This window comes from Ancylobacter polymorphus, assembly GCF_030813495.1.
Taxonomy (GTDB): Bacteria; Pseudomonadota; Alphaproteobacteria; order Rhizobiales; family Xanthobacteraceae; genus Ancylobacter; species Ancylobacter polymorphus.
Genome location: NZ_JAUSUI010000006.1, coordinates 97334 through 118033, shown reverse-complemented (window position 1 = coordinate 118033; position 20700 = coordinate 97334). Strand labels below are relative to the sequence as shown.

The window sequence follows — 20700 nt, the reverse complement described above, 5'->3', positions numbered from 1 at the left end:
AGGGGTCGCGTCGATGGCCGGGCGCGCACGGGGTTAATCCGCGCCCTCGTCGAACAGCGGCATCTGGTTGACGCTCGACGGCGCGGTGAGGCCGAGATGCTTGAAGGCGTGCGCGGTCAGCACCCGCCCGCGCGGGGTGCGCTGGAGAAAGCCCTGCTGCACCAGATAGGGCTCGATGATCTCCTCGATGGCGTCGCGCGGCTCGGAAAGGGCGGCGGCGATGGTCTCCACCCCCACCGGCCCGCCGCCATAATTCATCGCCACCACGGTGAGGTAGCGCCGGTCCATCTGGTCGAGGCCGAGCCCATCCACCTCAAGCGCCAGCAGCGCATGGTCGGCGGCGGCGCGGTCGATGATCTCCTTGCCGGCTACCAGCGTGAAATCGCGCACCCGGCGCAGCAGCCGCCCGGCGATGCGCGGCGTGCCCCGCGCCCGGCGGGCGATTTCGCGCGCGCCGTCCCGGGCGATGGGAATGCCCATCACCCGCGCGCCGCGTGTCACCACCAGTTCCAGCTCGTCCACCGTGTAGAAGTTCAGCCGGATGGGAATGCCGAAGCGGTCGCGCAGCGGCGTGGTCAGCAGGCCCGAGCGGGTCGTCGCGCCCACCAGGGTGAATTTCGACAGCGAGATCTTCACCGAGCGCGCCGCCGGCCCCTCGCCGATGATGAGGTCGAGTTCATAATCCTCCATGGCGGGATAGAGGATTTCCTCCACCGCCGGGTTGAGCCGGTGAATCTCGTCGATGAACAGCACGTCGCGTTCTTCGAGATTGGTCAGCAGTGCCGCGAGGTCCCCGGCCTTGGCGATGACAGGCCCGGAGGTGGAGCGGAAGCCCACGCCGAGCTCGCGCGCCACGATCTGCGCCAGCGTGGTCTTGCCCAGCCCCGGCGGACCGACGAACAGCACATGGTCCAGCGCCTCGCCGCGCGCCTTCGCCGCCTTGATGAAGATGTCGAGATTGGCGCGCGCCTGCTCCTGCCCAACGAATTCCGCAAGGTTCTGCGGCCGCAGCGAGGCCTCCGCGAGGTCTTCCTCGCGTTTGTCGGGGGCGACGAGGCGTTTGGCGTTCATTCCGCCCTCTCCCGTTCACGCGCGGGAAAGACGCCGCCCGCCATCAGCACGCCGGTGACAAGCACCACCGTCGCCGCGAGGATCGGGGCCAGCAGCACCGCCCGCCGCTCGAACAACTCCCGAAACGCGCCGAAATCATAGGACACCGCGATGACGCCGAGCGGCAGCAGCGCCACCACCACCACGGCCGCCAGCACGAAGAGCGGGTGGCGAGGCCGGAAAGACAGCGCAAAGGCACAGATCCCGGCCACCGCCCCACCGGGCACCACCGCGATCGCGGCATAGTTCGCGGAAGCCGCACTGTGCATCAGCCGCTCGATGGTGAGCACGGCGAGAATCGCCCCGCCATAGGCGAAGATCATCGCCGGAATGCGGGCCGACCACGGCCAGGGTTGGCGCTTCCCCGGCTCGCGCGCGGTGATGAAGCGCAGCATCATCGCGCCAGTTCCTTCAGGCCGAGCCGGATCAGCTTGGCGGCATCGGCGCCCTCGCCGGCCTCGCGCAGGGCCGCCGCGATGGCTGCGCTCGCCTGCAGCTGCGCATAGCCGAGATTGACCAGCGCCGAGACCGCATCCGCCACCGGACCGGGCGCCTGCCGCTCCTCGATCTGCGCCGCGAGCCCCGCCACCGCCGGATCGACGCTGGAAAAGCCCGGCGCCTTGTCCTTCAATTCGGCGACGATACGCGCAGCGACCTTGGGGCCGACGCCATTGGCGCGTGCCACCGTGACCTTGTCGCCGAGTGCCACCGCGTTTGCGAGCTCGGCGGGCGAGAGGGTGGAGAGCACGTTGAGCGCCACTTTGGAGCCGACGCCCTGCACATTCTGCAGCAGGAGGAACCAGCTTTTCTCCGCCAGCGTCGCGAAGCCGTAGAGCCGGATCATGTCCTCGCGCACGAAGGTTTCGATAAACAGCGCCGCCGCCTCGCCGGCCTTGGGCAACGCCTGCAGCGTGCGTCCCGAACAGTGGACGAGATAGCCCACGCCCTGCACGTCGAGGATCACATGATCGTCGCCATAGCTGTCGACGAGGCCCTTGAGCTTGCCGATCATCGCGCCGCCGCCTTTGCCGTGAGTTTTGCCGGCACCTTTGCCGCCATCTGCGCCTTCATCGCCGCCATGCCCCGATGCTGCGCATGCGTTACCGCCACCGCAAGCGCATCCGCCGCGTCATCGGTGGTGAAATCCGCCTGAGGCAGCAAAATCTTCATCATCAGCCGAATCTGCGCCTTCTCCGCCCGGCCGGCGCCGACCACGGTCTTCTTCACCAGCAAGGCCGCATATTCCGACACCGGCACCCCGGCCAGCGCCGGGGTCAGCATCACCACGCCGCGCGCCTGGCCGAGCTTGAGCGTGGAGGCCGGGTTGACGTTGACGAAGGTTTCTTCCACCGCCGCCTCATCGGGGGCGTAGGCACGCAGAACCTGCATCAACTCGGTGTGGAGACAGGCCAACCGCTCGGCGAGCCCCCCCTCCTCCGGCGGCATCACCGTGCCGCAGGCAATGAAGCTCAGCCGCGTGCCGGCAGCCTCGATCACCCCCCAGCCGGTGCGGCGGAGGCCCGGATCGAGTCCGAGAATGCGAATCGGCGACGGCACCATACCCTAGGGCGTAGCCGAACAAAGGACGAACGCCTAGGGGAGACGGTGCGCGCGGCGTCCGGGACACCGCGGATCCTCGCTCAGGGTGAACGCGCCGTTAACGCGTATGGCCTCAGCGCCTGCCGCTGAACGCCCCGCTCGCCAGCGTCACCCCGACCCCGGTCGCCACCACGCCGATGATCGCCGCCGTGTCGGGATGTTCGCCCAGCACCGGCACCGCGATCACCGCCGCCAGCGCCGGCACCAGCCCGGTGAAGGCGGCGGCGCGGGAGGAGCCCAGACGCTCGATGGCGATGCCGAACGCCACCAGGGCGACGACCCCGGACAGCAGCCCCTGGATCAGGAGCTGGATCAGGATTTCGCGGCCATAGCCGCTGGAGACGGCGTCGATCACACCAGGGAGCCCGTAAGGCGTGAGGATGACGGCCGACCACAGCCCGACCAGCCCCACCGTCTCCGTCGCCTTCAGCCCGGTACGGCGAAAGGCCAGCGTGTAGCCGGCCCACATCGTCGCGCCGGCCAGCAGCAGCGCATGGCCGCGCCAGGCGCCGTCCTGCGGGTAGATGAGACCCCGCCCGCCGAGGGTGAGCACGCCGAGCGCGATGGCGGCGAAGCCGATCGCCCGCGCGGTGCCGAGCTTCTCGCGGAACACCAGCACGGAGATAGAGGCAACGATCAACGGCATGGTGCCGGGCAAGAGCGGCCCGACATCCGCCGCCGGCACGAAGCGCATCGCCGTCGCCACGTCGAGGAAGAAGAACGCACCGGCGCCAAGGAAACAGAGCAGGAAGGGACGCAAGCCCCGCTTCGGCCACAGGCCGATGCGCCACCAGGCGGGAGCGAGCACCACCGCCGGCACGATGAAGCGCAGCCAGCCAATGGTCGCCGGGGGCAGATGCCCGTGCACGGCGTGGCGGGTGGAGACAATCCAGCCGCCCCAGATGGCGATGGCCAGCAGCGCGCAGCCGGCGCCGATCAAGCGGTCGGAAAGCGACGGCACCGCCGCGCCGCCCGGCGCGGCCGTTGAGACAGACGTGTTCATAAGCGAAATCCCGCCGCCAAGCGGCGCAAAGAAGGGGTTCCCGGCGCGGCCGGGATGAGCGTTAGCCGAAATGTGGCGCGCGCGACCCGTCTTCGCAAACGCGTTTTGCGAATAGGCACGTTCGCGAAAGCTGATGGATGTGGCGGTTCGATCACCGATCGTGTTGACGCGTCTCCGGCGGAGGGCTAGCTCTACGCGCGCAGGCCCCGGCGGCGTGCGCCTTCCCCCGGTTCGTTCATGGTCCTCGATCCCGCCCTGGCCTGGGCCTTCCTCACCGCGCTCATTGCCGGCGCGACGCGCGGCTTCTCGGGCTTCGGCGGAGCCCTCATCTTCGTGCCGCTGGTCAGTGCCGCCTATGGCCCGCGCGTGGCGGTGCCCTCGCTCCTGCTCATCGATACGCTGATGACGCTGCCCTTTGTCGTTCCGGCATTGCGGGCCTGTGTCTGGCGGCAGGTCGCCCCGTTGGCGGTGGGCGCCGTGGTGGCGGTTCCGGCCGGCGTGTGGGTATTGCAGCATACGGACCCGCTGGTGGTGCGCTGGGCGCTCGCCTTTCTCGGGCTGGGGCTGCTGGCGCTGCTGGCCTCGGGCTGGCGCCACACCGGCCAGCACACGCTGCCCGTCACGCTGGGCATCGGCGCGGTCGCCGGCTTCTGCGGCGGCGCGGCACAGATGTCCGGGCCTGCCGTGGTGGTGTACTGGCTCGGCAGCGGCCAGCCTTCAGTGCTGGTGCGGGCGAACCTGTTCGGCTTCTTCGCGCTGGTGACTCTGGCGACCGGGTCTTCCTACGCGCTCAACGGCATGTTCACCGCCGAGGTCGGGAGGCTGACCCTGCTTCTCGGGCCGGCCTATGCGCTCGGGCTCTATGCCGGCGCACGCGCCTTTCGCGGGGCCTCCGATCGGCACTACCGCGTCGCCGCCTATTTGGTCATCGCCGCCGCCGCCCTGCTCAGCCTGCCGCTGTTCGACACGCTGATCGGGCGGTAGCGGCGCGCCGCGGATCAGCCGCCCATCTTCGCCATGAAGGCGTCGGACAGCTCAAAATTGGCGTAGACGTTCTGCACGTCGTCATTGTCGTTGAGATTGTCGACGAGGCGGATCAGCTTTTCCGCCACTTCATCGTCCACCGCCACGGTGTTCTGCGGCCGCCAGACGAGGCCGGATTTGCGCGGCTCGCCGAACTTGGCTTCCAGCGCCCGGGCGACCTCGTGCAGGTTCTCCACCGAGCAGACCACCTCATGGCCGTTCTCGTCCGAAGTCACGTCATCCGCGCCGGCCTCGATGGCGGCTTCCAGCATGGCGTCGGCCGAGGCCTTGGCGGCGTCGAACTCCACCGTGCCGATGCGGTCGAACATGAAGGAGACGGCGCCGGTCTCGGCCAGCGCCCCGCCGGACTTGGTGAAGTAGGAGCGCACTTCCGAGGCGGTGCGGTTGCGGTTGTCGGTCAGCGCCTCGACGATGACAGCGACGCCGCCGGGGCCGTAGCCCTCATAGCGGATCTCGTCATAGTTCTCGGAATCGCCGCCCAGCGCCTTCTTGATCGCGCGGTCGATATTGTCCTTGGGCATGTTTTCCGCGCGGGCCGCCAGCACGGCGGCGCGCAGGCGCGGGTTCATCGCCGGGTCGGGCATGCCGAGCTTGGCCGCGACAGTGATTTCACGCGCCAGCTTGGAGAACAGCTTGGAACGCACCGCGTCCTGCTTGCCCTTGCGGTGCATGATGTTCTTGAATTGCGAATGCCCGGCCATGGCCGCCTCCACGTCACACCGGGCGGGCCCGTGGCCCGGCCGTGTCGAATGCCTGAAAGAAAAGGTGCGCGGCTTATAGGCGAGAGGGCGGGCGCGCGTAAAGCGGCACCCTACCAGAAGTGCGGCACTGCCTCGCTCAGGTTGCCACCGAGCCGCACCGGCGCCACGGCGACGGCGTGCCCGCTGCCATCCGTCTCCACGGCGAACCCCGACAGTGTGCCCGGCCCGGCCGCCGGCTCGAAGCGCGACGAGCCGATCTTGCGGGTGAAGCGGCGCAGCGGCTCCTCCTTGTCCATGCCGATCACCCCGTCATAGCAGCCGCACATGCCGACATCGGTCATGTAGGCGGTGCCGCCGGGCAGGATGCGGTGGTCGGCGGTCGGCACATGGGTGTGGGTGCCGATGACGAGGCTCGCCCTTCCGTCGCACCAATGGCCGAAGGCCTGCTTCTCGCTGGTGGTTTCGGCGTGGAAATCGACGATGGTCGCATCCGCCACCAGTCCCAGCGGGGCAGCGTCGAGCTCGCGGTCGATGGCGGCGAAGGGGTCGTCCAGCGGCTCCATGAAGGCGCGGCCCATCATGTTGACCACGAGCACCTGGGCGCCATTATTCGCCTCGATCAGCGCCGCCCCGCGTCCGGGCGTACCAGGCGGATAATTGGCGGGGCGGACGAGGCGCGGCGCTCGCTCGATGAATACCAGCGCTTCCCGCTGGTCGAAGGCGTGGTTGCCGAGCGTGACCGCGTCGGCGCCGGCCTCCAGGAATTCCTCATAGATCGCCTCGGTAATGCCGAAGCCGCCGGCGGCGTTCTCGCCGTTCACGACGACGAAATCGAGCGCCCATTGGCGACGCAGGCGCGGCAGGTGCTCCAGCACGACCTGGCGGCCGGGACGCCCGACCACGTCACCGAGGAAAAGAAGGCGCATGCGTCACTCCTCGGCCGGGCGGACCACGCCGGCATCGGTGGCGATGGCGTCGAGGCGCTCATCATGCGCCTCTGCCGGCACGGCGGGCAATTCCTGCACCGCGAAGGCGTAGCCGAGCGCCTCGATGCGCTTGGCGTGGCGCAGCACGCTGAGCGTGCGATCGTAGAAGCCGGCGCCATAGCCGAGCCGGTTGCCGCGCGCATCGAAGCCGGCGAGCGGCACGACAAGCACATCGGGCGAGACGGCGGGCGCGTCCACCGGCGGAGCGGGAATGGCCATGCGGCCGGGACCGGCGGAGGGAACCAGACCGACCCCCGCCTCCCACAGCCGGAACAGCAGCGGCTTGCCGATTTCCAGCACGATCGGCAAGGCGATGCACGCGCCGGCCTCTCGCAGCCGGCGCACCAGCGGATCGGTATCGATCTCGCCGCCGATGGACGCGAACACGGAGACGACTTCGCCCCGCACCGCGCCGAGCCATTCCATGGCATGGGCAGCGGCCGCCTCGGCCGCCGCCGCGCGCGCGGCAGGCTCAAGCGCCGCCCGCCGGGCGAGCGCCACGGTGCGGAGGTTGGCCTTGTCGAGTTGGGCGTCTGTCACAAGCGGCATGATGCGATGAGTGCGGAGCCACGATGGCCGTTGGAGGCTCGATCCCGGGAACCTACAACGTAGGTGGGCGCCGTGTGTCCAAGCCCAGGGGCAAGGTCAGGGACAGCTCCCTTTGAGATCGATAAGGCCCCGGAAATATGTGCTCCTGACGAACCCCGCAGCCCCGCATGACAAATCTAGGACGCCGCAGGGAAAATTGCCAGAGGGGGATGACGGGGGCTGAACAGCTTTCGGTGATCGCACAGCGTCATCCCGGCCGACACGACGCGTCGAGCCGGGAGCGCTCGAAACACCGGAACCGTTCCCGGCTCGGCCATCCGCCCGTCCGGGAAGACGGGCGAAGCCTCACCCCACGGTGAGCATGATCTTGCCGATATGGGCACTGCTCTCCATCCGGGCATGAGCCTCGCTGGCCTTTTCCAGCGGGAAGCTCTGGTCCATGACAGGCTTGACCTTCCCGGCCTCGATCAGCGGCCAGACCTTCTCGACCAGCGACGCGGCGATCGCAGCCTTCTCCGCCTTGGGCCGCGAGCGCAGGGTGGAACCCATATGCGACAGGCGCTTGAGCATCAGCCGCATGAAGTCGATCTGCACCTTGGAGCCTTCCATGAAGGCGATTTGCACCAGCCGGGCCTGCGGCGCGGCCGCCTCGTAATTGCGGGCAATGTAGGAGCCGCCCACCATGTCGAGAATGACGTTGACGCCCTTGCCGCCGGTCTTCTCCTTCACCACGGCGACGAAGTCCTCCGTCTTGTAGTCGATGGCGACATCGGCGCCGAGCTGGCGGCAGACCTCGCATTTCTCGGCGCTGCCGGCGGTGGTGAACACGGTGGCCCCAAAGGCCCTGGCCAGCTGGATCGCCGTCGTACCGATACCGGACGTGCCGCCATGGACGAGAAAGCGCTCGCCCTCCTTCAGCCCGGCGAGGTCGAACACATTGGTCCAGACGGTGAAGAAGGTCTCCGGCAGCGCCGCCGCCTCGACCATGGAAAGGCCGGCCGGCACCGGCAGAGCAGAGCCCTCATCCGCCAGACAATACTGCGCATAACCACCGCCGGAGACCAGCGCACATACCATGTCGCCGAGCTTCCAGCGCGTGACGCCCTCGCCGAGCGCCACCACCTCGCCGGCGATTTCGAGGCCGGGAATGTCCGGCGCGCCGGGCGGCGGCGGGTACAGGCCCTTGCGCTGCATCACATCCGGGCGATTGACGCCGGCGGCCGCGACCTTGACCAGGATTTCGCCTGCGCCCGGGACCGGCACCGGCCGCTCCACGGGAACCAGGGCTTCCGGTCCGCCCGGCGTGGGCAGGCCGATGGCGGTCATGGTGGCGGGCAGCTCGGTCACGGCGTCGTCCTCATCCTGTTCGAATGTTCCGTCCGTCCTAGGTCAAGCCGCCAGTGCTGGCAACCGCGCACGGGGGCGGCTAAGTTCGCGGCATGTGCCGGGCGACGAACAGGAGCAGAGCGATGGCGATCGACGATGACCTTTTTCCCTCGGCGGCCCCGGCAGCGAAGCCCGCGACCCACATGGTCGGCGCCGAGATTTCCGCCCTCTCCGAGACCGAGATCGAGGAGCGCATCGTTCAGCTCGCCGCCGAAATCGAGCGGCTGAAACGGGCGCTGGAGGCCAAGCGCGCCTCCCGGCTCGCCGCCGAGAACGTGTTCAAGCGCTGAGGCCTTAACCCCCGATTAAGGTTTCCGACCTATTACTGGGGCCGGTCCTTTTTGACCGCGAGTGGCCTCTGTCCACTCTGTTTGACGCATCCCTGTCTACCACTTTACGAGCCGCCCCCTGGGCGGCTCTTTTTTCATCCCCGCTATCCCACGCCGCCATCGGACCGAACGCGAATCCATCCACGCCTGCTGGACAGCGCAGCACGGCTGCGCGACAGACAGCGGTGTCAGACGCCGCCGGGCGTCGTTGAGGGTTTCGCCGCGATGGGCAGCTTCCGCGAAGATTCGGACAGAGATGGCGCGCCGGAGGCGGGACGGGACGCGCGGAGCGCGGCCGCGTCGGCGGAGATGATCCGCTTTGCCGAGCGTCGCCTCGCCTCCCCCGCCTTCTTCGCGCTGTTTCAGGAAGGCATGGCGCTGGTCGAGGAAACCGCCGCCTATCTCGACGGCGAAGGCCGCGCGGCCAGCGCCGCACTCTCGCGCGGGCGCCTTGCCGCCTATGTGCAGCAGAGCATGCGGCTGTCCACACGGCTGATGCAGCTCGCCTCCTGGCTGCTGCTGCGCCGCGCCGTGGCGGAAGGCGAAATGGCGGAGGCGACCGCCCGCCGCGAGGCGGCAAAGATCGACATAGAAGGCCCCCTGCGGGACATGGACGCCGAAGCGCTGCTGCCGGAGCCGCTGACCGGGCTGATCGCCCGCAGCTTCGAGCTTCAGCGGCGGATCGCGCAGCTCGACGCCGCCCTCGCCGCGCCATCGGCGGCGGATGTCGCCGCCCTGCGACCGAATGTCGTCGCCGGGCAAATCGGCCGGCTGCGCCGCGCCTTCGAGCGTCGCTGACATCGCGTGCGGCGCACGGACGCCTCCGTCAAAACCAAGGCAAACGAAAACCCTCGCGCCAGGCCGTGCCCGGCGCGAGGGTTGATGTCGTTGCGTCGCGCGGCGTCCGGATGGACGCCACTCCCCGGCCGATCAGGCCTTGAGGAAGCCCGCGAACTTCTTCTGGAACTTGGACACGCGGCCCGCGCGGTCGAGCAGCTGGCCGGAGCCGCCGGTCCAGGCCGGGTGCGAGGTCGGGTCGATATCGAGCTGGAGGACATCGCCCTCCTTGCCCCAAGTCGTCCGGGTCGTGTACTCGGTGCCGTCCGTCATCACCACCTTGACGAAGTGGTAGTCGGGATGGATGTCGCTCTTCATGGGTAGCATCCTCAGCCGCCGCAGGCCGGCCCCTCGCGGGAGCCATGCGGCGATCTACAAAACGATCCTGCCGGAAATCCGAGCGGCTCTATAACCGAGACATGCCTGTGACACAAGCCGCCTCCAAGCCTTCAAATGCCGCGTCCACCGAAGCCTCCGCGCCGGCCCTGCCGGAAAAGCCGGCCACGCGCCGCCCGCGCCTCAAGCCGCTAATGGCGCTGTGGCCGCATCTCATGCGCTATCGCGGCCGGGCTCTGGCGGCGCTCACCGCCCTGCTGGTCGCCGCCATCGCGACGCTGGTGGTGCCGATCGCGGTGCGGCGGATGATCGATTTCGGCTTCGACGAAAGCCATGCCGGCTTCATCGACCGCTATTTCGCGGTCATGATCGGCGTGGTGGCGGTGCTCTCGCTGGCCTCGGCGGCGCGCTATTATCTCGTCATGACGCTTGGCGAGCGGATCGTCGCCGATCTGCGCTCGGAAGTCTTCGCCCATCTGCTCACCCTCGACGGCGCGTTCTATGACAGCGCCAAGTCGGGCGAATTGATCTCGCGCCTCACCGCCGACACCACGCAAATCAAGTCGACGGTCGGCGCCTCGGCCTCCATCGCCCTGCGCAACATTCTACTGTTCATCGGCGCCACCATCATGATGGTCATCACCAGCCCCTGGCTGGCGGCGACGCTGCTGGTGGCGATTCCGGTCATCGTCGCGCTGCTGATCGGCGCCGGGCGCGGCGTGCGCAAACGCTCCCGCGGGGCGCAGGACACGCTGGCGGAAGCCTCGGCCTATGCCGCCGAAGCCATCGGCTCGGTGCGCAGCCTTCAGGCCAACACGGCCGAGGGCGCCGCCGCGCGCCTGTTCAGCGGCGAGGTCGAGCACGCCTTCGGCGCCGCCCGCAACGCCGTGCGGGCACGCGCCTTTCTCACCGGCGTCGGCATCTTCCTCGTCTTCGCCAGCGTGGTCGGCATCTTGTGGGCCGGCGCCAACGCCGTTCTCGCCGGTGAGATGAGCGCCGGCACGCTTGGCCAGTTCGTGCTCTACGCCGTGCTGGCGGCGAGCGGGCTCGGCCAGCTCGGCGAGGTGTGGGGCGAGATTTCGCAGGCTGCGGGCGCCACCGAGCGCATCGCGGAATTGCTGGCGGAGAAGCCGAAAGTGGCGCCCCCCTCCACGCCCATTGCCCTGCCCGAGCCGGCGCGCGGCGCCGTCGCCTTCGAGAATGTCGCCTTCGCCTATCCCGCACGGCCGGACCTGCCGGCACTCTCGGGCGTGAGCTTCGCGGTGACGCCGGGCGAGCGGGTGGCGGTGGTCGGCCCCTCCGGAGCGGGCAAGAGCACGCTGTTCCAGTTACTGCTGCGCTTCTACGATCCCGTCGCCGGCCGGGTGCTGGTCGATGGCGTCGACATTGCCGAGGCCGACCCGGAGGCGGTGCGCGCACGCATCGCGCTGGTGCCGCAGGATGTTGCCATCTTCGCCACCTCGATCCGCGAGAACATCCGCCTCGGCCGCCCCGGCGCCACCGATGCGGAAGTGGAGGAAGCCGGCCGGCTGGCCCGTGCCGACGAATTCGTCGCCCGCCTGCCCGAAGGCTGGGAAACCCCGGTCGGCGAGCGCGGCGTCACGCTTTCCGGCGGCCAGCGCCAGCGCCTCGCCATTGCCCGCGCCATTCTGCGGCAGGCGCCGATCCTGCTGCTGGACGAGGCCACCTCGGCGCTCGACGCCGAAAGCGAGACGCTGGTGCAGCAGGCGCTGGACCGTTCCATGCAGGGCCGCACCACACTCGTCATCGCCCATCGGCTGGCAACGGTTCTCTCCGCCGACCGCATTCTCGTCATGGAAGGCGGGCGCATCGTCGAGGAAGGCACCCATGCCAGCCTCGTCGGGCGCGGCGGGCTCTATGCGCGCCTCGCGGCACTGCAATTCGGCGAGGCGACGGCTGGCGGCTGAGGCCGCGGGGTCCGGGGCTCGCCGCCCTCGACCCCTTCCGGCGGGTTTCCGGTCTCCGATCTGAACCATCCTGCGGCTCCTGCATTGACCTCGGACACGCAGCCCGTGGCAGGGCGGCATTCGGCGTGCCGCAATTGGCACCGCCCACCGCCACGGCGCACCGTCCTCGGCACGGGAGACCGCACATGGCCGTTTTAGAGGCATCGACGACGCGCATCGTCGCGCCGCCGCTCCACCCCTTCCTCATGCTCGTTCCGGCAACCTGCCTCACCGCCGGGCTGCTGACCGATCTGACCTATTGGGCCACCGTCAACACCATGTGGGCGGATTTCTCGGCCTGGCTGGTCAGCGCCGGCGCCATCCTGGCGTGGCTGGTCGCCATAGCCGGCCTCGTCGAGCTGCTGATGCGGCCCGTGCTGCGCGCCAGCGCGGGCATGGCGGTCTATGTGCTCGCCTATCTCGCCGCCATGGTTCTGGCGACCTTCAACATGCTGGTGCACAGCCGCGATGGCTGGTCCTCCGTTGTGCCGTGGGGCCTCGCGCTTTCGGCCCTGACCGTGCTCGCCTTCCTCGCCGCCGCTGTCGCGGCCTATGGCCTTGTCGCCCGTCCCCGCATTGGAGGTTCCATCCGATGAACCGTTGGAAAACCTCGCTCGCCCCCTGCGTCGCGGCCGCCTTCGGCCTCCTCTCCTTCACCCTGCCCGCGCCGGCACAGGACGGCATCACCGTGGAGCAGCAGACAGGGCCCAATCCGGTGCTGCCCGAACCGCAGCTCGGCCTCTTCCCCACCATGAAGATCTCCGAGATCGTCGGCTGGAAGGACGGCGAAACGCCGAGCGTGCCTCAGGGCTACGCGATCAAGGCGCTGGCCACCGGCCTCGCGCATCCGCGCGAGCTCTATGTCCTGCCCAATGGCGACATTCTCGTCGTCGAAGCACAAGCCCCTGCCGGCAAGCCCGTCCGTCACCCCAAGGGCCTGGTGCGCGGCTTCGTGGAGAAGATGGTCGGCGGCGGCGGCGGTGGCAGCGGCGACAGCAACCGCATCACCCTGCTGCGCGACACCAATGGAGACGGCACGCCCGAGGAGCGTACCGTGTTCCTCGAAAATCTGCATTCGCCCTTTGGCGTCGCCCTCGTCGGCAGCGATCTCTATGTCGCCCACGCCGATGCCATCATGCGCTATCCCTACAATGAGGGCGACACGCAGATCACCGCCCCCGGCGAGTTGCTGGCGCCCCTGCCCGGCGGGCCGATCAACCACCATTGGACCAAGAGCCTCGTCGCCAGCCCGGACGGCAACCTGCTCTATGTCGGCGTCGGCTCGAACAGCAATGCCGCCGAGCGCGGCATGGAGGCCGAGAAGAACCGCGCCGCCATCCACGAGGTGGACCGCGCCACCGGCCGCCAGCGGCTTTTTGCCAGCGGCCTGCGCAATCCCAACGGCCTGACATTCAATCCGACGACGGGGGCGCTATGGACCGTGGTCAATGAGCGGGACGAACTCGGCCCCAATCTGGTGCCGGACTATCTCACCTCGGTCCAGGACGGCGGCTTCTATGGCTGGCCCTACAGCTATTACGGCAAGCATGTGGATCCGCGGGTGAAGCCGGAACGGCCGGATCTGGTCGAGCGCGCCATCGTGCCCGACTATGCGCTCGGCTCGCATGTCGCGGCTCTGGGGCTCGATTTCTATACCGCCACCGCCTTCGCCCCGCGCTATCAGGGCGGCGCCTTCATCGGTCTGCACGGCAGTTGGAACCGGGATGAATTCAGCGGCTACAAGGTGATCTTCGTTCCCTTCGCCGATGGCCGCCCGAGCGGCCCGGCGGAGGACTTCGTCACCGGCTTCCTCAATGAGGAAGGTCAGGCCCGCGGCCGGCCGGTCGGTGTCGCGGTGGACGCGACAGGCGCCCTGCTAATTGCCGACGATGCCGGAAATACCGTCTGGCGCGTCACCGCCACACCACCGGTGAACGCCGCGCGCTGATGCGGGCCTGCTACAGGCCGGCTGGCCAGCGGCGGCGCGCCTCAGCCGCCCCGGCGCTCCATCCGCAGCGTCGGGCGGCCGGAGGTGGGGTTGACCCCGTGGCCGGTCACAACGAACCCCGCCTTTTCGTAAAAGCGCACGGCCCGCTCGTTCTGCTCGTTCACGTCGAGCACGAGATGGCGCGGCGAGCGGGCGGCGGCGGCGGCGATCAGCCGGCTGGCCACCCCCGCGCCCCAATGGTTGGGATGCACCACCAACTGGTCGACATAGCCGGTGCGGGGATTGACGGACACGAACCCAAGCAGCGCCCCTGGCGCGCCGCCCTCCCCTTCCGCCTGGGCGAGGTCGATTTCCGCCCCTTCGTCGATCAGCGTGCCGATTCGATGGCAGAGCCAGCCGCGCCGGGCCTCGAAGTCGATTTCCGGCAGCGCCTCCTGCCAGGCCTCGACCCACAGATGCGTCATCTCGGGCATATGGCTCCAGTCGAAGCCGATCAGCAGGGGCGCGCGCGTCTCGCTCATCGCAAGGGGCTCATCGCTCGGTGAGCTTCAGCTCAATGCGGCGGTTGCGCGCGCGCGCCTCGTCATCGCTGCCCGCATCAAGCGGCTGGTACTCACCGAAGCCGGCGGCGACGAGATGCTGGGGCGAGACCCCCCGCTGCGCCAGATACTGCACCACCGCGATGGCGCGCGCGGCCGAAAGCTCCCAGTTCGAGGGGTAGAGCGGCGTCGCGATGGGGCGGTTGTCGGTATGTCCGTCGACGCGCAGCACCCAGGGAAGATCGTCCGGTATCTGCTTTTCCAGCTCGATCAACGCGGTGGCGAGCTTGTCCAGCGCCGGCAGCGCGTCGGGCCGCAGCTGCGCGGCGGCGGGGTCGAAGAAGATTTCCGACTGGAAGACGAAACGGTCGCCCACCACCCGCACATCGGGCCGGTCGCCGAGAATGGTGCGCAGCCGGCCGAAGAATTCGGAGCGGTAGCGGGTCAGTTCCTGCACACGCTGCGCAAGCGCGACATTCAGCCGCCGGCCGAGATCGGCGAGACGCGACTGGCTTTCCTTGTCCTTCTGGTCGGAAATGTTCAACGCCTCTTCCAGCGCCGCGATCTGCCGGCGCAGCGCGGCGATCTGCTGGTTGAGGATGGCGATCTGCGCCGCCGCCGACGCCGCCGCGTCCTTCTCCTCCCCGAGTTGGCGGGCGAGTTCGGCGGTGCGGCTCTGGGCGGAGGCGATCTCCTCCGGGCTGGCGACCGCCGCAGCGGCGTCGCGCAGCACATCGCGTTCCTGTTCCAGCCGCAGCAGGCTGGCGCGCAACGCCCCCATCTGGCTTTCGGCCTCGGCGTCGTTCGCCCGCTCCAGCGCCAGCAATTCGGTCAATTCGCGGATCTGCGCCTGCAGCCGCGCCATGGCGTCGTCCTTGGAGCCGATCTCCTGGGTGAGCACGAATTGCGCGAGCACAAAGACGGAGAGCAGAAACACGAACACCAGCAGCAGCGTCGACAGCGCGTCGACGAAGCCGGGCCAGTAGTCGATGTGGCGCTCGCCACGGCGGGAGCGACCCAGAGCCATCAGACGCTCTCGCGGTCCGACTTGGACTGGGCGATCCGCTCCAGCAGGCGCTTGATGTCGCGCTGCTGCTCGGCCTGCGCCTCCACCCAGTCGCGCACCATCTGCTGCTCGCTGCGCATGTGCTGCACGAGACCCTGCAGGCTCTCGGCAAGATGCGCCATGGCGGATGTGACGCGCTGCGAGCCGGCCTCGGTCATGGTCCGCTCAAGCCTCGCAATGGCGGCGGAGAGGTCGCTGAAATCCGGCGCCTGGGCAAAGGCGGGCGCCGGCGCGGGAGGCAGCGGCAGCGGCCCGGTCGGCGTGGCGGAGATCGGCGCGGGCACCGGGCCGCGGGCGCGCGCCGCCTCCGTGCCGAGATCCTCCACCGTGGTCGACAGCCAGTCTTCCAGGTCGATGTAGAAGCGGTTCTGCGCCTGCCCGGCCTGCAGGTCGAGGAAGCCGAGCACCAGCGAGCCGGCGAGGCCGAACAGCGAGGAGGAGAAGGCGATGCCCATGCCGCCGAGCGGCGCGGCAAGGCCGGTCTTCAACGTGTCGAGCACGGAGCCGGATTCCGGCCCCACATCGAGCGCGCCGATCACCCGGGCGATCGAGCTGACGGTTTCGAGCAGGCCCCAGAAGGTGCCGAGCAGGCCGAGAAAGACAAGCAGGCCGGTGAGATAGCGCAGCAGGTCGCGCGCCTCGTCGAGCCGGGTGCCGATGGATTCGAGAATGCCGCGCATCGTCGCCTGGGAGATCGACATGCGCCCGACGCGGTCGCCGAGCAGCGCCGCCATCGGCGCCAGCAGCACGGGCGCCTGCCGCACTTCAAGGCCGGGATCGGCGATGCGGAAGCTGTTCACCCATTCCACTTCCGGCAGCAGGCGCAGCACCTGGCGGAAGGCGAAGATGATGCCGATGAACAGAACGCCGAAGATGACGCCGTTCAGGCCGGGATTGTTGAGAAAGGCGCGCCAGATCGGCTCGTGCAGAATGGAGGCCAGCGCCACGCACAGCAGGATGAACACGAACATCCGCACCAGAAAGATGCGGGGCGATGACAATTTATGAAATGAATCGGTAGCGCTCATGCCGTCGGCCGTCCCTGTGAAGGACGGCGATGGCCCGAAAGACCGCCCCTCGGGCCGGACTATGCCACAGACGCAGGGAAAAGGAACGCGGCAGAGACCTTTGGAAAAGCCCTTATGTCTCTACCGTTACGGCTTTCTCTACGCCTTGTTGACGAGCGCCAGCAGGTCGCGCCGCACCGTGTCATTGCCGACGATGATGTCGCCCTTGGCCAGCATCTTGTCGCCGCCGTCGAGGTCGGAGACATAGCCGCCCGCCTCGCGCACCAGCACGATGCCGGCCGCCATGTCCCACGGGCTGAGCCCGCGCTCCCAGAAAGCGTCGAAGCGCCCGGCGGCGACCCAGGCGAGGTCGAGCGCGGCCGACCCGGTGCGGCGCAGGCCGGCGACCTTGGGGGCGATGGCGCCGTATTCGCGCCCGAACTGGGCGAAGTCGCCCCGGCCCATATGCGGCAGGCCGCAGCAGACCACGGCATCGGCGAGGCTGCGGCGGGCGGCCACGCGGATGCGGCGGTCGTTCATGAACGCGCCGGCGCCCTTCTCAGCGACGAAAAGCTCGTCGGTGACCGGGTTGTAGATCACGCCCGCCACCGGCACGCCATCGCGCGCCAGGCCAAGCGAGACACAGAACAGCGGAATGCCGTGAAGGAAATTGGTGGTGCCGTCGAGCGGGTCGATGATCCAGCGGTGGCTCTCGTCGGCCCCGTCGATCTCGCCGCCTTCCTCCATGATAAAGCCGAAATTCGGTCGCGCCTTGGAGAGCTCGTCGTGCAGGATGCGCTCGGCCTTGCGGTCGGCGTTGGATACGAAATTCGCCGGCCCCTTGAGCGAGACCTGCAGGTTTTCCACCTCCCCGAAATCGCGGATCAGGGAGCGGCCGGCCTTGCGAACGGCCTGGACCATGACGGTCATCAGGGGAGTACGGATCATGTCAAATTCCAGATGAAGCGCGATCGGCAGCCTTAGAACGGTGTGCTCCTGTGCGCCGCGCGGCGGAGCGCGTCAAGTCCGCACGGCCCGCCGCCGGGCCGGCCAATGGGCGGGGACGGCCGGAGCGGCCCGGCATGCCGGGGGTTTCTCCGGGTATTCAGCCCATGCCGACGCCGCCGGAGGGACTGGTGCCGAGTTCGCGGGTCAGCCGCTCCAGCCGCTCGGCGGCGCCGGTGATGCCGCGCGCCACACGGGCCTCCGTCTCGTCGAGGCGTCGCGTCGCGGCGCTGCGGGCGGCGCGCTCGGCGCTCGCCTCCTTCTCCAGCGCCTGGATGCGCCGGCGCGCCTCGCTCAGTTCGTCCGCGAGGGTGATGGCGGCCATGATGCTGAGGCGCTGGTCGCCGATCTCGCCAAAGGCGACGCGCAGCTGCTCGATTCGGGCATCCACTTCCTCGCCGAGGCCGCTGAGATGATCCTCCTGGCCGTCGTCGCAGGCCATGCGGTAGGCGCGCCCGCCAATGCTGATGGTCACATAGGCCATTGCCGTTCCCTCAGCGCTCCTGCGCGGCAAGCACCGCGCGAATGGTTTCCATGGCGCTGCCCAGCCGGCGCGCGACCTCTTCATTGGCGCTGTCGAGCCGCTCGGCACGGGCCTGCGCGCCGTCGAGCGCATCGGCGAGGCGGGAACGGTCGGCACCAAGCACATGCAGCTGCTGGGCGAGCGCGGCCTCCTGCCGCTCCACCTCCAGCCGGCGCTCGATGGCGCTTTCGAGGGCCTCGACCGCGCTGTCGAAGCGCCGCAGGGCGGCATCCACGACGCCCGTCGTCTCGCCCGCCTCAGGCGCGTTCATGACATCTCCCTTGTTTCGCCCGTCGCGGGCGGGAAGCGCGGGCGAAACGGCCCATGGCGACGCTCCGTTCCACCCGTGCGTAAAGCATTCATCGCGGAACGAATCCGGCAATATTGAGCCTGCGGCGCGCGGCAGCGTCAACTTCGCCACCGGCGGCCCAGCAACCAGCTGGTTTCAGCGGGCAGCGGCCGGGGCCCCTCCCCCTTTCGGTGCCGGCGAGGGACGTTGTGCCGGGGGCTGTCACAGGGCTGTCTTTGACACCGCGCCCGGTGGTGCTATCACTCGCCAGCCCCGCCCGCATGCTGAGCTGGCCCGCCCGGGAGCACGCCGCCCGGCCTGCGGCACCGAAACGTCGCGCCCTGACACAGCAACCCATCTGCCTCGGAGAGATCCGTCCTCATGTCGAACCGCGAGAAGCACGACCGCATGGCCAATGCCATTCGGGCCCTGGCCATGGATGCCGTCGAAGCCGCCAATTCCGGCCATCCCGGCATGCCCATGGGGATGGCGGATGTCGCCACCGTCCTGTTCGGCAAGGTGCTGAAATTCGATCCGACCGACCCGCGCTGGCCGGATCGCGACCGATTCATCCTCTCCGCCGGCCACGGCTCGATGCTGCTCTACGCCCTGCTCTACCTCACGGGCTATGAGGGCATGACGCTCGACGACATCAAGAATTTCCGCCAGCTCGGCTCGCGCACGCCCGGCCATCCGGAATATGGCCACACGGTCGGCGTCGAGACCACGACCGGCCCGCTCGGCCAGGGCCTCGCCAATTCGGTCGGCTTCGCGCTCGCCGAGCGCATGATGGCCGCGCAGTTCGGCGGCGACCTCGTGGATCACCACACCTATGTCATCGCCGGCGATGGCTGTCTGATGGAAGGCATCTCGGAGGAGGCGATCGAGATCGCCGGCCGCCAGAAGCTGAACAAGCTCACCGTGCTGTGGGACGACAACCACATCACCATCGACGGCTCGACCGCGCTGTCGGTGGCGACCGACCAGCTGGAGCGCTTCGCTGCCTCGGGCTGGGCGACCACCCGCATCGACGGCCATGACCCGGACGCGATCCTCGCCGCGTTGGAGGCCGCCAAGACCAGCGACAAGCCGACCCTGATCGCCTGCCGCACCACCATCGGCTATGGCGCGCCCAGCAAGGGCGGCACCAATGCCGTGCACGGCGCACCGCTCGGCGCCGCCGAAATCGCGGCCGCCCGCGCCTTCCTGAACTGGGAATACGAGCCTTTCGTCATTCCCAGCGACGTGCTCGATGCCTGGCGCCTCGCCGGCCTGCGCTCGCGCCAGGCGCACAAGAGCTGGAGCCAGCGCTTCAACGACGCCGACCCGGCGCTGCGCGGCGAGTTCGAGCGCCGCGTGCGCGGCGACCTGCCCTCCAAGCTCGGCGAGACCATCGCCGCCGTGATCGCCAAGGCCCGCGCCGATGGCGGGGCGGTGGCCACCCGCAAATCGTCGGAGATCGTGCTGGAAGCGCTCACCGCCGCTCTACCGGAAATGGTGGGCGGCTCGGCCGACCTCACCCACTCCAACAACACCAAGACCAAGGCCACCTCGGTCTATGTCGAGCCGCCGAAATATGACGGCCGCTATGTGAACTGGGGCATCCGCGAGCACGGCATGGCGGCGGCGATGAACGGCATCGCCCTGCATGGCGGCTTCATCCCCTATGGCGGCACTTTCCTGGTGTTCTCCGACTATTGCCGCCCCTCCATCCGCCTCGCGGCGCTGATGGGCGTGCGCGTCGTTTATGTGTTCACGCATGATTCGATCGGCGTGGGCGAGGACGGCCCGACCCACCAGCCGGTGGAGCAGATCGCCGCGCTGCGCGCCATTCCCAACCTCCTCGTCTTCCGCCCCTGCGACACGGTCGAGACGGCGGAAGCCTGGAAGCTGGCGCTGGAGCACAAGACCGGCCCGAGCGTGCTGGCGCTCACCCGCCAGAACCTGCCGCTGCTGCGCACCGACGACACCGAGCGCTGCCTCACCGCGCGCGGCGCCTATGAGCTGGCGAGCGCTTCCGACGAGGCTGAGGTCACCCTCTTCGCCTCCGGCTCGGAAGTGTCGCTGGTGATGAAGGCGCGCGAGCAGCTGGAAGCGCAGGGCGTGCCGACCCGCGTCGTCTCCGTGCCCTGCTTCGAGCTGTTCCTGAACCAGCCCGAGGAAAGCCGCCGTCAGGTGGTGGGCAAGGCCCCGGTGAAGATCGCCGTCGAAGCCCTGATCCGCCAGGGCTGGGACGAGATCGTCGGCTCCGATGCGGCCTTTGTCGGCATGCACGGCTTCGGCGCCTCCGGCCCGGCGCCGCAGGTCTTCGCCCATTTCGGCATCACCGTCGAAGCCGTGGTCGCGACCGCGCTCAGCCGCCTCAAGCGCTGAGTCGGGCCGACAAGCCATGCAGCTGGCGCATGGGAAATGCGCCAGCCCTGCGTCCCACTGGCAGCGTCAAAAGACCGGCTGGTGTCGTGGCCACCGTCGCGCT

The 20700-nt window shown here is 69.0% G+C and carries 23 protein-coding genes and 1 other RNA gene; 7 read left to right on the top strand and 17 right to left on the bottom strand.

The window, feature by feature from the left end; all coding sequences use genetic code 11:
- Nucleotides 1–33 precede the first annotated feature (33 nt).
- The 5 genes from ruvB to J2S75_RS14855 all read right to left on the bottom strand — a co-directional run bounded on the left by ruvB (nt 34) and on the right by J2S75_RS14855 (nt 3712).
- Nucleotides 34–1071, bottom strand: a complete 1038-nt coding sequence (ruvB, locus tag J2S75_RS14875) for a Holliday junction branch migration DNA helicase RuvB (RefSeq protein ID WP_307020760.1) — start codon at nt 1069–1071, stop codon at nt 34–36.
- Nucleotides 1068–1508, bottom strand: coding sequence for a hypothetical protein (locus tag J2S75_RS14870; RefSeq protein WP_307020758.1), 441 nt, complete (start codon nt 1506–1508; stop codon nt 1068–1070). The genes ruvB and J2S75_RS14870 overlap by 4 nt, the downstream gene beginning before the upstream one ends.
- Nucleotides 1505–2122, bottom strand: coding sequence for a Holliday junction branch migration protein RuvA (gene ruvA / locus J2S75_RS14865; protein ID WP_307020756.1), 618 nt, complete (start codon nt 2120–2122; stop codon nt 1505–1507). The genes J2S75_RS14870 and ruvA overlap by 4 nt, the downstream gene beginning before the upstream one ends.
- Nucleotides 2119–2670 carry a crossover junction endodeoxyribonuclease RuvC gene (gene ruvC / locus J2S75_RS14860; RefSeq protein ID WP_307020755.1) on the bottom strand — a complete coding sequence of 184 codons (552 nt, stop codon included), beginning with the start codon at nt 2668–2670 and terminating at the stop codon, nt 2119–2121. Before ruvC ends, ruvA begins: the two co-directional genes overlap by 4 nt.
- 112 nt (nt 2671–2782) lie before the next feature.
- Nucleotides 2783–3712, bottom strand: a complete 930-nt coding sequence (locus J2S75_RS14855; protein WP_307020753.1) for a DMT family transporter — start codon at nt 3710–3712, stop codon at nt 2783–2785.
- A 237-nt stretch (nt 3713–3949) separates the two neighbouring features.
- On the opposite strand from J2S75_RS14855, the gene J2S75_RS14850 reads away from it, so the two are divergent.
- Nucleotides 3950–4696 (top strand): sulfite exporter TauE/SafE family protein, encoded by a 747-nt coding sequence (locus J2S75_RS14850; RefSeq protein WP_307020752.1) that lies wholly within the window; start codon nt 3950–3952, stop codon nt 4694–4696.
- A 14-nt stretch (nt 4697–4710) separates the two neighbouring features.
- On the opposite strand, the gene J2S75_RS14845 is transcribed toward J2S75_RS14850, so the two are convergent.
- The 5 genes from J2S75_RS14845 to J2S75_RS14825 all read right to left on the bottom strand — a co-directional run bounded on the left by J2S75_RS14845 (nt 4711) and on the right by J2S75_RS14825 (nt 8339).
- Nucleotides 4711–5457 (bottom strand): YebC/PmpR family DNA-binding transcriptional regulator, encoded by a 747-nt coding sequence (locus J2S75_RS14845; protein WP_307020750.1) that lies wholly within the window; start codon nt 5455–5457, stop codon nt 4711–4713.
- A gap of 110 nt (nt 5458–5567) precedes the next feature.
- Entirely contained in the window at nt 5568–6383 is an 816-nt protein-coding gene (locus tag J2S75_RS14840) for a TIGR00282 family metallophosphoesterase (protein ID WP_307020748.1), read from the bottom strand.
- A gap of 3 nt (nt 6384–6386) precedes the next feature.
- Nucleotides 6387–6992: a 5-formyltetrahydrofolate cyclo-ligase gene (locus tag J2S75_RS14835; protein WP_307020747.1), complete on the bottom strand. Its 606-nt coding sequence runs from the start codon at nt 6990–6992 to the stop codon at nt 6387–6389.
- A gap of 11 nt (nt 6993–7003) precedes the next feature.
- Nucleotides 7004–7159: non-coding RNA, 6S RNA (gene ssrS / locus J2S75_RS14830), on the bottom strand.
- Nucleotides 7160–7337: 178 nt separating this feature from the next.
- Nucleotides 7338–8339, bottom strand: coding sequence for an NAD(P)H-quinone oxidoreductase (locus J2S75_RS14825; protein ID WP_307020745.1), 1002 nt, complete (start codon nt 8337–8339; stop codon nt 7338–7340).
- Nucleotides 8340–8461: 122 nt separating this feature from the next.
- On the opposite strand from J2S75_RS14825, the gene J2S75_RS14820 reads away from it, so the two are divergent.
- Nucleotides 8462–8668: a DUF1192 domain-containing protein gene (locus J2S75_RS14820; RefSeq protein ID WP_307020743.1), complete on the top strand. Its 207-nt coding sequence runs from the start codon at nt 8462–8464 to the stop codon at nt 8666–8668.
- Between the two features lie 264 nt (nt 8669–8932).
- On the top strand, nt 8933–9505 hold the full coding sequence (locus J2S75_RS14815) for a DUF1465 family protein (protein ID WP_370874146.1): 573 nt from the start codon (nt 8933–8935) through the stop codon (nt 9503–9505).
- 132 nt (nt 9506–9637) lie between these two features.
- Here the strand turns inward: J2S75_RS14815 and rpmE are convergent, their stop codons facing one another.
- Nucleotides 9638–9862, bottom strand: coding sequence for a 50S ribosomal protein L31 (gene rpmE, locus J2S75_RS14810; protein ID WP_244450624.1), 225 nt, complete (start codon nt 9860–9862; stop codon nt 9638–9640).
- 101 nt (nt 9863–9963) lie between these two features.
- On the opposite strand from rpmE, the gene J2S75_RS14805 reads away from it, so the two are divergent.
- The 3 genes from J2S75_RS14805 (at nt 9964) to J2S75_RS14795 (ending at nt 13795) form a co-directional block, all read left to right on the top strand.
- On the top strand, nt 9964–11808 hold the full coding sequence (locus tag J2S75_RS14805; RefSeq protein WP_307020739.1) for an ABC transporter transmembrane domain-containing protein: 1845 nt from the start codon (nt 9964–9966) through the stop codon (nt 11806–11808).
- A 185-nt stretch (nt 11809–11993) separates the two neighbouring features.
- Nucleotides 11994–12443, top strand: coding sequence for a DUF2231 domain-containing protein (locus tag J2S75_RS14800; RefSeq protein WP_307020737.1), 450 nt, complete (start codon nt 11994–11996; stop codon nt 12441–12443).
- A complete protein-coding gene (locus J2S75_RS14795; RefSeq protein ID WP_307020735.1) occupies nt 12440–13795 on the top strand; it encodes a PQQ-dependent sugar dehydrogenase in 1356 nt (451 codons plus the stop codon). The genes J2S75_RS14800 and J2S75_RS14795 overlap by 4 nt, the downstream gene beginning before the upstream one ends.
- A gap of 41 nt (nt 13796–13836) precedes the next feature.
- On the opposite strand, the gene J2S75_RS14790 is transcribed toward J2S75_RS14795, so the two are convergent.
- From J2S75_RS14790 to J2S75_RS14765, 6 genes are all read right to left on the bottom strand, one after another.
- On the bottom strand, nt 13837–14316 hold the full coding sequence (locus J2S75_RS14790) for a GNAT family N-acetyltransferase (RefSeq protein WP_244450620.1): 480 nt from the start codon (nt 14314–14316) through the stop codon (nt 13837–13839).
- A 10-nt stretch (nt 14317–14326) separates the two neighbouring features.
- A complete protein-coding gene (locus J2S75_RS14785; RefSeq protein ID WP_307020732.1) occupies nt 14327–15361 on the bottom strand; it encodes a peptidoglycan -binding protein in 1035 nt (344 codons plus the stop codon).
- Nucleotides 15361–16428 carry a flagellar motor protein MotA gene (locus J2S75_RS14780; protein WP_307020730.1) on the bottom strand — a complete coding sequence of 356 codons (1068 nt, stop codon included), beginning with the start codon at nt 16426–16428 and terminating at the stop codon, nt 15361–15363. The genes J2S75_RS14785 and J2S75_RS14780 overlap by 1 nt, the downstream gene beginning before the upstream one ends.
- Nucleotides 16429–16566: 138 nt before the next feature.
- Nucleotides 16567–17355 (bottom strand): inositol monophosphatase family protein, encoded by a 789-nt coding sequence (locus tag J2S75_RS14775; RefSeq protein ID WP_307020728.1) that lies wholly within the window; start codon nt 17353–17355, stop codon nt 16567–16569.
- A 157-nt stretch (nt 17356–17512) separates the two neighbouring features.
- The gene (locus tag J2S75_RS14770; protein WP_244450616.1) at nt 17513–17896 is read right to left on the bottom strand and encodes a cell division protein ZapA; all 384 of its coding nucleotides are present in this window, start codon (nt 17894–17896) and stop codon (nt 17513–17515) included.
- A gap of 10 nt (nt 17897–17906) precedes the next feature.
- Nucleotides 17907–18206, bottom strand: a complete 300-nt coding sequence (locus tag J2S75_RS14765; RefSeq protein ID WP_244450615.1) for a DUF4164 domain-containing protein — start codon at nt 18204–18206, stop codon at nt 17907–17909.
- 399 nt (nt 18207–18605) lie between these two features.
- Between J2S75_RS14765 and tkt the strand changes: the two genes are divergently transcribed.
- Nucleotides 18606–20597 carry a transketolase gene (tkt, locus tag J2S75_RS14760; protein ID WP_244450614.1) on the top strand — a complete coding sequence of 664 codons (1992 nt, stop codon included), beginning with the start codon at nt 18606–18608 and terminating at the stop codon, nt 20595–20597.
- Nucleotides 20598–20700: the final 103 nt, after the last annotated feature.

What these genes read in the sequence shown, in the direction of transcription:
- tkt (WP_244450614.1), top strand. Translation starts at nt 18,606, where the DNA reads ATGTCGAACCGCGAGAAGCACGACCGCATGGCCAATGCCATTCGGGCC.
- J2S75_RS14850 (WP_307020752.1), top strand. Translation starts at nt 3,950, where the DNA reads ATGGTCCTCGATCCCGCCCTGGCCTGGGCCTTCCTCACCGCGCTCATT.
- rpmE (WP_244450624.1), bottom strand. Translation starts at nt 9,862, where the DNA reads ATGAAGAGCGACATCCATCCCGACTACCACTTCGTCAAGGTGGTGATG.
- J2S75_RS14870 (WP_307020758.1), bottom strand. Translation starts at nt 1,508, where the DNA reads ATGATGCTGCGCTTCATCACCGCGCGCGAGCCGGGGAAGCGCCAACCC.
- J2S75_RS14785 (WP_307020732.1), bottom strand. Translation starts at nt 15,361, where the DNA reads ATGGCTCTGGGTCGCTCCCGCCGTGGCGAGCGCCACATCGACTACTGG.
- ruvC (WP_307020755.1), bottom strand. Translation starts at nt 2,670, where the DNA reads ATGGTGCCGTCGCCGATTCGCATTCTCGGACTCGATCCGGGCCTCCGC.
- J2S75_RS14765 (WP_244450615.1), bottom strand. Translation starts at nt 18,206, where the DNA reads ATGAACGCGCCTGAGGCGGGCGAGACGACGGGCGTCGTGGATGCCGCC.
- J2S75_RS14780 (WP_307020730.1), bottom strand. Translation starts at nt 16,428, where the DNA reads ATGAGCGCTACCGATTCATTTCATAAATTGTCATCGCCCCGCATCTTT.
- J2S75_RS14805 (WP_307020739.1), top strand. Translation starts at nt 9,964, where the DNA reads ATGCCTGTGACACAAGCCGCCTCCAAGCCTTCAAATGCCGCGTCCACC.
- J2S75_RS14775 (WP_307020728.1), bottom strand. Translation starts at nt 17,355, where the DNA reads ATGATCCGTACTCCCCTGATGACCGTCATGGTCCAGGCCGTTCGCAAG.
- J2S75_RS14855 (WP_307020753.1), bottom strand. Translation starts at nt 3,712, where the DNA reads ATGAACACGTCTGTCTCAACGGCCGCGCCGGGCGGCGCGGCGGTGCCG.
- J2S75_RS14795 (WP_307020735.1), top strand. Translation starts at nt 12,440, where the DNA reads ATGAACCGTTGGAAAACCTCGCTCGCCCCCTGCGTCGCGGCCGCCTTC.
- J2S75_RS14800 (WP_307020737.1), top strand. Translation starts at nt 11,994, where the DNA reads ATGGCCGTTTTAGAGGCATCGACGACGCGCATCGTCGCGCCGCCGCTC.
- J2S75_RS14815 (WP_370874146.1), top strand. Translation starts at nt 8,933, where the DNA reads ATGGGCAGCTTCCGCGAAGATTCGGACAGAGATGGCGCGCCGGAGGCG.
- ruvA (WP_307020756.1), bottom strand. Translation starts at nt 2,122, where the DNA reads ATGATCGGCAAGCTCAAGGGCCTCGTCGACAGCTATGGCGACGATCAT.
- J2S75_RS14790 (WP_244450620.1), bottom strand. Translation starts at nt 14,316, where the DNA reads ATGAGCGAGACGCGCGCGCCCCTGCTGATCGGCTTCGACTGGAGCCAT.
- ruvB (WP_307020760.1), bottom strand. Translation starts at nt 1,071, where the DNA reads ATGAACGCCAAACGCCTCGTCGCCCCCGACAAACGCGAGGAAGACCTC.
- J2S75_RS14835 (WP_307020747.1), bottom strand. Translation starts at nt 6,992, where the DNA reads ATGCCGCTTGTGACAGACGCCCAACTCGACAAGGCCAACCTCCGCACC.
- J2S75_RS14845 (WP_307020750.1), bottom strand. Translation starts at nt 5,457, where the DNA reads ATGGCCGGGCATTCGCAATTCAAGAACATCATGCACCGCAAGGGCAAG.
- J2S75_RS14840 (WP_307020748.1), bottom strand. Translation starts at nt 6,383, where the DNA reads ATGCGCCTTCTTTTCCTCGGTGACGTGGTCGGGCGTCCCGGCCGCCAG.
- J2S75_RS14770 (WP_244450616.1), bottom strand. Translation starts at nt 17,896, where the DNA reads ATGGCCTATGTGACCATCAGCATTGGCGGGCGCGCCTACCGCATGGCC.
- J2S75_RS14820 (WP_307020743.1), top strand. Translation starts at nt 8,462, where the DNA reads ATGGCGATCGACGATGACCTTTTTCCCTCGGCGGCCCCGGCAGCGAAG.